The organism is Simkaniaceae bacterium, from assembly GCA_021734805.1.
In the GTDB taxonomy this organism is placed as follows: Bacteria; Chlamydiota; Chlamydiia; order Chlamydiales; family JACRBE01; genus Amphritriteisimkania.
This window is the reverse complement of record JAIPIG010000017.1, coordinates 1-12573: the sequence shown is the minus strand read 5'-3', so window position 1 is coordinate 12573 and position 12573 is coordinate 1. Positions and strand designations below refer to the sequence as shown.

The window sequence follows — 12573 nt, the reverse complement described above, 5'->3', positions numbered from 1 at the left end:
TTCACGGTTAAGGACTGTTGGGTATTAATAGTTGGTTGTGCGGGCTCCCCGCTTGGATCCGGGGAGATTCAAGAACAGTGTGTTTTAGAAATCGCCAATTGGGACCCACGTGCCTTTTCTAATTACTTCCATATACTCCAAAATACCGCTGCCCGTTGGAACTAGATAAGGGCCCCAAGCTTCCAGCTTTGATTTGAACTCTCTATCCACTCTCGATAGTATCGCCCTTACAGATTCAGAGAACGCACCCTCGTGAGCTTCTGCGAGTACCGGGCTTACTTCTTTGAATAATTCTTGGAGTTTTGAGTATTTTGCTATTTCAGAACGCTCTACTAATTCTTCGGCCTTTGCATGAAAGTTAACAGACCAATCATTCAAAATGCGACTTTGAATTCTCTTGACTACTTTTTGAATACAAGATTTCCAACTCGTTTCAATCGCTGAGGGCAATTCGGTACTGCAAAGAAGGGAATGAATTTCTAGGGCAATTAACGCATCTTGCTTGGGTAAACTCTCAAAACTCGGCTGAGTCTGAACTAATAATCTTCGCGATGCTTGATCTCTTGCGAGTTGAGCCGTTAGTTGCGGTAGACGCTCATGGAATTCCGCTAATCTTTTAAAGAACGATTTGATCAACTCGAACTTAAACCTCTCTATTCTTGCATGATGGATATGAATATCCTTCATTAATTGCAAGGAAGCCTTTCTTTTTTGCTCAAGTATCTCTAAAATCTTTTTCTCATCGCCTTCAATATCCGGAGCCAATACCAACATAGCCGAAGATCCCGGATCACCTTGACGCCCTGTCCTGCCTCGAGCTTGCTCTTCCACTCTTTGAGAAGCCGGGAAATTTGTCAAAAGGACATGAAGGCCGCCATTTTTACGACTATCCCCTCTCAAAAGGATATCCGTTCCCCTTCCTGCCGTATTAGTCGCCACAGTGACCGCACAAGGAAATCCCGCTTTATCTAAAATGGCATCTTCAGATTTTTCTTGAACTTCATTTAAAATTTCATGGGGAATTGATAAGGAATTCAATTCTCCTCGGATTGCCTCTGATTCTTTAATTGTCTCGCACAGTACCAAAATGGGGCGACCGTCAGAAATACAACATCTAACCTCATCTAAAATGGCATCCATATGCTCGCGATCTGTCTTAAAAACCCGGGGAAATCGATCTTCTTTTTTAGGAGCATGATACGTTGGAACATCAAATGAATTCACATTATAAATTTCCAACATCTCTTCCCTTTCAAAAACCGAACCGAGCGTTCCGGTTAGTCCATAAACTGATTGATACATGGAATAATAAACGGAATGGGAAAGAGAAATAGGTGTGATTGATTCTTGCTGCATTTGAAGATCGTGCTTTATTTCAACAAACTCATGAACGCCTTTTGACCATCTAGAACTAGTCATAATTCTTCCCGTATTTGAAGCATCTACGATTTCAACTCTGCCATCTCGGATGACGTAGTGGACATTCTCATCAAGCTCAAATAAGGCATGATGAGCGGAAGAGAGCCACACGAGCAAATCTTCATCTTTTAAGTCGACAACCCAATCCCTAAATCTGCCTCCCATCTCATTTGATAAAAATATCTTCAGCTCTGCAGCGCTGCCTATGCTTCCTCCTGTTTTTATAAATTTAAAAATAGGAGCATAGATCCAGTCATATGTCTTTTCAGCCGGATATCCCAGACGAGCACTATTCAAACCGGTATCAATGGTCAAATTATCGACCTCATCGACAATAACGCAATCAAATCTTTTTTCAGAATCTATCGGATCTGTTTGTAAATAAAGTGGCGTATGATAAAGCATTTCCCGCATCACACCAAACTCAAAATCAGATGCCGTACCATATAAAATATCAGCATGAAATTTGTCTGCTAAAGGGGAATCGGAAATGGCTGAAGTGACAAAGCCAAATGTTTTAAAAAAGTTCTCGTATTTTTTCTGATCGCGCGAAGCTAAGCTTGATGATGATGAAATCACATGCACACTCTTCTTTTGCATGGCCATGATAAAAGCCATGACGCACACAATCATGGATTTTCCTTCCCCTGTTTTTACCTCTGCAATACATCCTTTTGGATAGATAAGCTGTCCTAATACTGTGAGAATTTGAGTGTTGTGTAAATAAATATTAAATTTGATCCATAAAGATAAACGAGCGATTGCAATGAGCTCTAAAATATCTTCTTCTTTGATCTCTTTTTTTTTCCCAATAACCAATGATTGTGTAACGAGCTCACTCATTCTCAAAGAACTATTTTTCTCGCAATACTCCTGAATCATCCCATATTGAGCCGTAATTTTATCCAATTCACCGGGTGAAAGCGGGAAGGCAGCGGTAGCAAAACGGGATATCAGCAATGTTATCTCCCCTTGGGAGGCAATTTCTTCTGATAAGATGTTTGGAACTTTTTCTTCTAATCCTAGTATCAAGTCATTTCTAGCTAGAACATATTCTTCACTTAAAACCTTTGTGATAAAACCTTCAACTAAGCAAAGCAATTCACTTGCATTTCCAATGCGTTTTATTAAATTTAATATGCGAATAACTTCGTCTAATGAAATTCTATGACGATATACCGCTCGTGATTCAAGAGTTGTTTTTTTTGTCGCCGGCATCCCCGCTTGGTCGATTTGACCTCGCCTCTGCCTATTGTCAATAGCGCAGCGGCTCGGGTCAAAAGGCCTTCGGCCTGATCGACCATCGTCGCGCCGGCTTCTAAAAATTTCAACTCTTGAATCACTCCCGGTATAATTAACAGTGCAAAAGGCAATAAAGAACTCATCCCCAAATGATTTATTTACAAGCAACATGTTCTCAAAAAGTTCTTCAACACTCACTTCGAAATAACCCTGTACATTCGTGTCTGAAGTAACGACTACAAGCATTTTGATAACGTTTATTTTTTCTAATTCCGATAAAGACGCTTCAGATTGGAGTTGAGTCAATACTTTTTGATAAATATCTAGCGATAGTCGTCGATCTTTAGGAAGCTCTGATAAATAACGCATCACCAAAGCCACAAGTCGTGAACTAAGGCCGCTGAATTGAATGATTGCAGCCCTCTCTTCCTCACTAGATTTATGAGAACCAAGCGTTGAGCTTAAAATCGGATCTGCACCCATGTCTTTTTTTTCTGTCTCAACAAACGCTCTGTAAGCTTCATAGGCCTCTTGGGTGCTATTCCAAGATTTTAAACTCGCATAATGAAAAAAATCTAAAAGCACTCCTTCTTGCTTGAGCGCATGAAGACAATCCAAACAGAGCTCTTTATCCGTTCCGGATAATACTCTAAGAAAAAAACTCGTGATCATTTCTTCTTGGGCTCTATTTTCACTGATAACATGTAAAATAAGTCGAGCTAAATCAATATTTGGTGTATGCCCACTTGCAAGAAGCCGATCATTCACAAGTGTTTGCAAGCGACCATCAAGAGTTGCTCGCAGTGTTTTTTCTCGTGCTGTCAAAAAATGTTCATGAATAGAAAGAGCGCTAACTATAGTCGTCATATTATTCAAATACTAAAGTAGGATAGCTTCTTTTTATCTCCGCTAAAAAATCCGGAACATGACATCGTGATACAACTAAATCCTCATCGAATTCCGATCGGTAAACTTTTTCAAGCTGTCTAAGATTTTTTAACAACTCCATATCACTTTCGCCTCTATCCCTGAGAGACTTAAGATCAGTAATCATAGGTTTTGCTCCTTCGATAATAACCGTCTTCATGTCTGAAAGCCTTTTTCCTTCTAATACCCCTATTTCAATTAAGCAAGCCAAACGAAATGCACTCCCTTCACGTCTTACAATAGCTGAATACCCCGTCAACCGTTTCCAAACCTCGCATGCTGTCCCAACAACGGGATTAAGTAGGTAATGATCTAAAGTACTCCAAACCTCAACTCTTGGGTTTGCTTCTAGAGTTGTAATCGTTCTAATATCGCCCCTCATTGCTTGATCTATTGAGTTTTGGTATTGTTTTACACTATCATGAAAGACAGCATCTACATGAACGATAACCCCGCATAGCGATCCCGATAATCCGGCTTTTTCAGAAGGAGCCCGATATCGTTTTTGAAACAGTGCAACGATTTCATGTTTATTAGGCATTGCCCTCAATTGAGCCGGACTCAATTTAAGTGGATAATGTTCTAGCTCAGGGTTTTCAAAACAATGTGATATCAATTCTTGGCATAAGCTACTTGCAGCCATAAAACTTGCTTTATAATCCTTAATAATTCTTCTTTGTGTGTTATCTCTTTACTCCTAATTTAAAAAATCCCCTCCATAAATAGAGGAGATTTTTTAGCGATCACATCGTTGAGCACCCGGAGCTCCCCGCGTCATCAGGGAAAGAGCCGCTTGGCCCCCGTTCAGCAACAAATGCTGTTCTAGGCTCTAAAGAAGCCCCGGCACCAACTAGCATCCTTATAATATCTACTCTTGGATGTGGCAAATATGCAGACTGCAAAGGATCCTTTCCTTCGTTATCTACAATATGAACAGAGGCCCCCGCTTGTAACAGATTCATTATATCTATTTGTTGTCCTTGTTTAACGGCGAGATGCAGTGCCGTATCCCCATTTGCATCTTTTGCATTGATAAGGTCTAAATCCGGTGTCTGAGCTAACAATTTTACCGCGTCAGGAAAATTGCTTTTTACTGCCAAATGTAAACTCGTCTGCCCCTCAACAGGTGCCGCTAGAAGTCTTTTACAAAGCTCCATAACTTCAAGTGTAGCCGTATCTTTCGGATCAATATAATCTTCCCAAAGCTTATCTCGTATATCTCTAACACACGGACTTGCTCCACAGATCAATAGAAATTTAATGACATTTCCATGGCCTGCCCTTGCAGCCAGGTGCAGAGCCGTCCTACCATTATTATCTTGTTCATCAAGACGTATACACCGCCTGATGAGCAATGCAAGATGTCCGATATTCCCCGCTTTTGCCGCTAGATGTGCGAGCGTTTCTCCTTGGATATTTATTTGATGGAGATCAACTCTAGCATCCTCCAGCATCAAACCAAACTGCCTCAAAGAAGCATTCCCTGCAGAAAGCCCAATTGGGGTCTGCCTTGATCTAGACTCAAAAGCCACATCTGCGCCATTTAATAACAACCAAGCCGTGCACTGCAGTGCGCCGGTTTGGGAAGCAAAATGCAGTCCGGTATAACCGTCGATGAGTTCTTCATTAATTGTCAGTCCTTTCCTATAAAGAAACTTCGCAGCATCCAAATTGTCGTGTATTATTGCACTGATGATCGCTTTACGCAGCGGTTCAGGCTCTTTTAAAATTCTATACTTTTCAAAAAGAGGCAAAAGAGCGCTCGAGCCTTCGCTTGCAGCTACAAAATCTAAAACACTTGGAGCCTTTTCAGATTGAGCTTCAGGGTTTGCCCCCTTTGCAAGAAGCCAACGCGCCGTCTCAGGATGGCCGGCCAGACATGCTAAATGAAGCAATGTTGCTTCTCTCGGAAGATTTTCTTCCTTATCTTTTACTGTTGAAAACTTCCCAACCGTATCATTTATCCCACCAAATGTTAAATCAAGTATCCTCGATAAAGTTGATGTTTTACCCCCCAATGCAGCTGCATACTTAGGCTCAATCCCCATATGATTTTTTATTGTCAGAGGCATACCCGAACTATTAAAAAGACTTATAATCGAATCCAAACCGGCTTCTGCAGCCTGATGAATAGGATAATCCCCATCCTGATCGGCAATTTTAGGATTGGCTCCGCTAGCCAATAAGTGCCAAATCATCATATGATTTTTAGTAGCTAGGCAAAGATTCAAAGCAGTTATACGTTTTGCAGTGATGCGTTGATTTGGATTTGCCCCGGAAACAAGGAGTTTTTTCACAATGAAAAGCTCATGCATCATACAAGCTTTGGCAAGCGGTGACATGAGGCTATGATCCGAATGATTAAGATCCACACCCAGTTCAATTAAACATTCGATATTATGATGCTTCAGTCCTCCAATAGCATAAAAAATTGGAGTCCTCCCTTTGTGATCGGGAAGCTCAAGTAAATCTAAACGGCCCATCTCACGCAAAAAGACAACAACCTCACTGAAGACCTCATCTGTTGCCATATGTGCGGCAATATGCACAGGTGCCACCCCTTGATGATTCATGATTGAAAAATCAACACCCCTTAAATGAACCGGAGAAATATTTTTCTCGAGAAGTACATGGGCTAATGTATTCCCTTTATTATCTTGCCTATTTGCATCCAGATTCGGATGCCCTAAAAATTTAGAAATAACCTTTCTAACTTCATGATCTTGAGTCTCTCCCACCAGTAGTTGTAAAGGTGTTCCCCTTTTTTTCCCATTTCCCATGTCAATGGATATGACTCCATTGATCGGATTAGAGCCGATCACAGCTTCCATTCCCTCAACATCGTCTCGGGACAAAGCCTCCACAAACTGCAGGCTGATGGGATCCGGTCCGCTAGTAAATGCAGAGGCCATATCAGTGCCCCCGATAGCAGCTGCCGTCAATCCCCCTCTATTAGGAACATCCCTATGACCGGAAGATAACAGCAGAGCAATGCAAGCTGCACTCTTGCTTTCTACAGCTGCGATAAGCGGGCTTTTATCGCCCACTAATCTCTGATCTTTTGGCTCATAACGCAAGATGAATTGTAAAATGTCTTCTTGCCCCGTTAAGCTCGCAAGAAAAGTCGGTGTCTTTCCATCCGCTGATATATGTCTCAGAGAAGCGTTAAAAGCCCGTAATCGGAAGACAGCCTCAAAATCATAGTTTCTAATCGCTTCCATCAGGGATTCATCAAGCACTTCAGCGCTACGATTATTCATAATCATGAGTTTTAAATGATCATCTTGGGGATGGCTTGCTGCAAAATAAAGCGCTTTGGGCGTGACGGGAACATGCTTGCTAAGAAGAAATGCAATCGACTCGCTATCACCAAGACGCGAAGCATAAGTGAGTGGTGTTAGGCCATGAGCATCGACTGCCTCTAAGTTCCCACCGGCAAGTGAAATTCTAATGAGAGCTTTAGAGTTACCCCATTTTGCTGCAACATGCGCTGCCATCGACCCGTTTTCATCAAGTAAAGTTGAAACCAGAGCCTCAGGCTCAAATTCTTCAAAAAGAATGTCATCAACATTGTTTTCTATTGCAATGAGCATTAGATGTTTGGGCCCAAATGCACCATCAAGAGGGACGCCCTTTGATTTCATAGCTGAAAGCAAAGCCGTCAAAACGCGTCTACTTCCAAATTCTGCAGCAATTGCAGCTAAAGTACGGTGACCATCTTCAGGAAGAGCTTGTCTTAAGTCATCGGTCCTAGCCAGATATCTTCTAAATAAGAACACCCCATCACTCTTTGCTAAATAATGGAGAATACCCCATCCCTTTGGCCCCCTTATTTCTAGAAGATTGACACCCGACCGATCAAAAATATAGGTTAACGCTTGGTAGTTACCCACCTGAGCAGCAACTAATGCCGCTCTTTCCAATTCAGCTAAAGGTAGAGCGGCTTTTTCAAATAACTCTTTTAAAAGCGGATTATACTCCATGACTAAAAGCTGTCTTGGATCGATAGGAATGGATTTTTCGATTAAGGCTGCAATGACACCCCAAAGGTTTAAGATAATCGCAGTGTCTGCAGGTGATTCCCCTTCAATATTTCTCGCTGTTAACACGCTTAAATCCGTGCACTTTTCAATCATTTTAATAGCAGAGAAAGTATTCCCGCTTCGCAGCATGATATGAAGCGCGTTGTCTTTAGAGGAATTTTTATATGAATATAAATGTGGCAAAAGCTTTTCAATCATATGCTCATCACCGGTCTCTGCAGCAGCGTGGATTGCAAGAGGTGACAAAACGGTTTTTGTAAGAAGGATATCGACAACAGGCATACAATTTCTGCGTATCGCAATTTCCATTGGAGTAACCCCGTCTGCTCTTGCATATCTAGGATCTGCTCCAAGGTCCAATAAATGTGCGACAACCTCCCTATTATCCAATTCTGCAGCAAGAACCAGCGGCCCTCCACCCTCAATGCAAATCGTATTGATAAAGTCCCTAGCAAACGGTGAGCTAAGGACGGCAAAAATAATACCAAGATGTCCTTCATGAAGAGCGCAGTGGAGTGTAGAATACCCTTCCGCCATTAATGTAAATCGCGCTCCACGACTCAAAAGCAGCTCTACGGCCTTTTCCTGCTTGTGTTGAATGGCAACAATCAGAGGTGTTGCTCCATTTTTTGCAGCTGCATTGATATTTGCCATAGTTAAAAGGCGCTCAGCTACGACTATGCTGCCTGTCATCACGGCATAATGGAGCGGGGTGTATCCTCCTAAATCTTTGTCTTCAGGAGAACAGCCCCTTGAAAGGAAAGCTTCTATAAAAAAAGGATCTGAAAGGAGCGCTGCCATATGCAAAAGATTTCTTCCGTCCCTATCGACTAATTCTCTTACATATGGAGTTGAATCCATTAGTCTTACAAAAGACTCTTTTTCATCGGATAACATGGCTTCTTGAATGTCAAGCCTTGACTCAAGCATTTCATAAGACTCATGAGGTCTGACAAGTAGGCTATCTTCCATCCATGAAAAATCTTCGATAATATGGGGAGGTAAATCCTCCATAAAAAGACGAAAGACGGCATGTTCATTTCCACCCGCATCAGACACAACTTGGATTGTTTCTGAAGGAGTTGAAAAAAGCTTTTCAGAGTGTCTGTGTAATATCCCCTCTGCGGTTAAGGAGGGAACAACTCGATGCTTTTCTAAGCTTAATCCGCACCCACCTACAACTTTCTCAACCTTTGATCGCGTGGATGCATCGATTTCTTTGGGTAAATAGGTGAAAGGCACCGAAACTATAAAAAAGTCTCGATCTACATCCGGTGACCTGGATCTTATTTCATTAAGAAATTCAGATGCAAACCCTTGCGATATCGGCTGAAATAGAAATATATTAAGAAGCGGATTCTCTATAGATTGTCTGTAACGCTGTTTAAAAGAATGACATAATGCTTGATGTAGTCCATTGGCTAATGCTCCAATTGACAATTGATCCATATTAATCTGAAAATAGCGCCTAACCGGAGGCGAACTGGAAGCGAACATATTTTCAAAAAACTGATTCTTTAGAATTTGAATCAACCGTTCTCTACCCGGAGAAATAAATTCGTCGCTATTGTTACCAACTAAGTGCAAATAAAAGCTTTTAAAATAATCGACAAATTCATCGCGATGAGAAAGCAGCGCCCCATTCAAGACTTTATATGTATTGATTTTCAAACTTTCAGTTTTTTTTACTGAAACGGGTAAATGGGGAAAAAGAGGAGGACAACCGGGCGCCGGCGGCACTTCCATTCTCGTTAACGATGGCACTTTGCGATGCTTCTTTAATGTGGAAAAATAGCCCGAGAAAAAACTAATCACATTGAGAAGGGCAAAATATTGCCGACATAATGGCATCTTTGCCATATGATCGTGAATCCTTCTTGCGATCACTCCATATAGTTCTTGTAATTTGGCATAGGACTTAGGAGGATGGCCAAACTTGCGGGTATACGCCTCTAAAGCGAGCTTATATTTAGGAGACGGGACGATATCATATAGAACATCAAAATCGCCATCGAGCACAAAAAGATTCCCCCCTTTCTGAACACTATTTTGCTTTGCAATAATCCTAAAAGAGTTTTTAAACCCTCGGAAAGATTTCAAATCCTCCTGAATAGTGGGGTCATCATCTACAAGGCCATGTAACGTTGCCAATGAAATATATTGTTTATCACTGCCTTCCATATGCGTTTTGCAATAGGAAGTAAAGTCAATCAAGCTCGGTAAAACAGAGGCTTCGCCCCCACTCCAATCTGCATGCTCGTGCCAACGATCGATAAATTCTTCCGTATAGACGCCGCCATTTAAGTAGCCTTTCATGAAATAATCGAGCATGCCGATAATGCGCCCCACCAAAGTGTTTTGATAGGCCGGATGAATTACGGGGAAAAGATCGGAGCCCTCTTCCCTAAAATGCAAACTGAAAAAGGGAACTGCACTGTGAACATAAATACCGATTGCCAGCTCGCGCATTATTTGTTTCAGCTCGCTATTGCTAAAAGGCATTCCTCCATCTGAAAGCATAGGAACGGCAAAAAAATGATCCTCAACCAATGATTCTACCCCGTCAAATAGTCCCGTGATATAAGTTGAGCTGCAAGCAACACCGCCTATTTCACCTGAAACAACACCTTTATGCGGCATCATGTTATGAGGATGAGAGGAATTATAAGAACCGACAAGATTCGTTTGTTGTAAAAGCTGCCTAAAAGAACTAAGCGCTAGGTGGCCCTTAAATGAATGAACATCCCAGCCTTTAGGCTGATTTCCTTTAGAAGGCGGATTATTGGATCTGCTTGCACCGCCACCATCCCTCCATGGCCCAAAAACTCTAGAAGCTGCATTATTGGCTAGTCGAGCAACCCGTCCTTGAAAAAGGGTTTCATTTCTTCCTAAATGATGATTGAATCTCGCATGCTTGCCGGGAAGACTAATACCACCTGCTACTATTCTATATCCTTCTCCTTCAACTACTCTAGCTTCTGCCCAAGCTTGGGTTCCATCAGGATTGTTAAAAAGATAAATATCATTTCCATTAACATCAGTTCCTTGCCAATTCTCCCTATGAGCCCCAGCTCTTTCGATAAGCTCAATATTAGCAAGAGTATCATGAGCAAGATGGCCTTTCTCCACTTTTTCGGGATCAAATATGTGGCCGCGCTTTGAAGGATTTTTCGTAATTTCTAACGGTTTCCAATCCGGACCCGGCCTACCGGCTGCTCTCATGTGAGGCAAAACAATAATGGTATTCGCATGAGAAGTAATTAAATTCCACCTACGAGGAGGATGCTCTGCCTATGCGATCCAAAAACATTGAGCTGGAATCACTTGGATTAATGCCATTCAGGATTCTTTTTTCAGGAACAATTTCTAATCGCCCATCCTCGTGCCAAATGGCGCCTAAAAATACATTCAAATATTTCCATATCTGAATAGAATGGCCTTTTGAGTCTCGACTCATATCGGTAATGGGAATTAACTGTCTTTGAATCGACTGACGACGACGTAAGACTAATGAATCACTGACTCTTGCGTGTGCTTCTTCCCTAGATGTATTTTTAATAGCCATATTTAGCGACCAATTTATCTACTTCCTCAATCCAGATTGCATTTTCATACTGACAAGCCTGTGGTTTATATCTAATTAAAAAAAGGTAGTTTAGAAGTTCTCTAACCTGAAATTGAAAACCAAACACATAATAAGCACAATGCTGGATCATCAGCGTGAAAATGATATCTGTCGATGTGTCGGGTTCTGCATCGCAACTTTTTCCAAAAATTGCAATGTGAACATTATCTAATAGTTCATCCTCAAAGGCCGCATCTCCATCGATAATCCCCATATAAATGCTAAACTCTTCAAATCCATCCTTTGAAAAATATGCCCTCACATCCTGTCGTAGTCTACCCAAATATTCGGGAATTACTAATTTCGCATACCCCAGAAAAGTATTTTTGTTATTTTGATGCATGCTAAAGCCGGGCTCTAAATCGCGCATTTTAAAAACGGATATCGAATGAGATGGTACTCTTTCTTGCTGAGCAGGGATATTTTCCAGAAATTTTTTATAGTGACGTAGCTCTATATATCCATTTTCTCGATGAAATTCGAATCTAATTGTAAAAAGCTGCCTGACGGTTTCACTTAAATCGATCCCCCAGTCGTAGATAAAACGTACACAAAACTCAATGAGGTTCGTATAGATTTCTTCTTGTGTAAGGCGCGTTTCCGGGGTAAAGCTTTGACCAAAGGCTACCTCATAGGTTTCTCTCCAAGCCTCCGGATAAAGAGGATCACTCAAACAACAATCGATGCCCTTCAGAAGATTGCTAAGGCCTTCCTCAGTAAAAGCACTAGAGTATTCTTCAGCAAGCTTTTGCATAAAAGAGAGCGCCAAAATGCGACTTTGTTCTTCATTGAATAAGGTCTGAGTCATAGATCACCGATATATCATTATAGCTATGCGACAGTCTAATACTTGGCTTGTCTTTATGTAAAGTTAATGTAATCTTTTAAAAAAACTCTCCATAATTATAGAAGGTATTTTTTTGACGGTTGACGTATTCTTAATAGCCATATTCAGCAACCAATTTATCCATTTCCTCAATCCATATCTCGTTTTCATACTGGCAAGCCTTAGGCTTGTATCTAATTAAAAAAAGATAGTTTAGAAGTTCTTTACTACCTAGGTGAAAACCGCATATATAATAAGCAGAATGCTGAATCATCAGCGTGAAAATTGCATCTGTCGTTGTTTTTGATTCTTGCTCAGAATTGCTTCCAAAAGTTGCAATATAAACATCATCGTGTCCTTGCGGTGAGAGTGCGTGAATTTAATTTTGCAATTACGTAGACTTGTCCTCTTTAAATCTAGGTTTATCTATGGATATTGCTGATAAAATTCGAAAAATTGAGGCCCTCATTGCAGGAACTAAAAGTGATGGA

At 41.2% G+C, this 12573-nt stretch carries 5 protein-coding genes; all 5 read right to left on the bottom strand.

Annotation, left to right across the window (positions count from 1 at the left end; translation table 11 throughout):
• Positions 1-84: 84 nt before the first annotated feature.
• The 5 genes from K9M07_04415 to K9M07_04395 all read right to left on the bottom strand — a co-directional run bounded on the left by K9M07_04415 (position 85) and on the right by K9M07_04395 (position 12064).
• On the bottom strand, positions 85-3528 hold the full coding sequence (locus K9M07_04415) for a hypothetical protein (protein ID MCF7852468.1): 3444 nt from the start codon (positions 3526-3528) through the stop codon (positions 85-87).
• A 1-nt stretch (position 3529) separates the two neighbouring features.
• The gene (locus K9M07_04410; protein MCF7852467.1) at positions 3530-4231 is read right to left on the bottom strand and encodes a hypothetical protein; all 702 of its coding nucleotides are present in this window, start codon (positions 4229-4231) and stop codon (positions 3530-3532) included.
• Between the two features lie 100 nt (positions 4232-4331).
• Positions 4332-10853 carry an ankyrin repeat domain-containing protein gene (locus tag K9M07_04405; GenBank protein MCF7852466.1) on the bottom strand — a complete coding sequence of 2174 codons (6522 nt, stop codon included), beginning with the start codon at positions 10851-10853 and terminating at the stop codon, positions 4332-4334.
• Positions 10854-10902: 49 nt separating this feature from the next.
• Complete coding sequence (locus tag K9M07_04400) at positions 10903-11196, bottom strand: hypothetical protein (GenBank protein MCF7852465.1); 294 nt, start codon at positions 11194-11196, stop codon at positions 10903-10905.
• A complete protein-coding gene (locus K9M07_04395) occupies positions 11186-12064 on the bottom strand; it encodes a hypothetical protein (GenBank protein ID MCF7852464.1) in 879 nt (292 codons plus the stop codon). Before K9M07_04395 ends, K9M07_04400 begins: the two co-directional genes overlap by 11 nt.
• Positions 12065-12573: the final 509 nt, after the last annotated feature.

Coding starts and splice junctions, on each gene's coding strand:
- K9M07_04415 (MCF7852468.1), bottom strand. CDS start 3,528: ATGACGACTATAGTTAGCGCTCTTTCTATTCATGAACATTTTTTGACA.
- K9M07_04405 (MCF7852466.1), bottom strand. CDS start 10,853: ATGAGAGCAGCCGGTAGGCCGGGTCCGGATTGGAAACCGTTAGAAATT.
- K9M07_04400 (MCF7852465.1), bottom strand. CDS start 11,196: ATGGCTATTAAAAATACATCTAGGGAAGAAGCACACGCAAGAGTCAGT.
- K9M07_04395 (MCF7852464.1), bottom strand. CDS start 12,064: ATGACTCAGACCTTATTCAATGAAGAACAAAGTCGCATTTTGGCGCTC.
- K9M07_04410 (MCF7852467.1), bottom strand. CDS start 4,231: ATGGCTGCAAGTAGCTTATGCCAAGAATTGATATCACATTGTTTTGAA.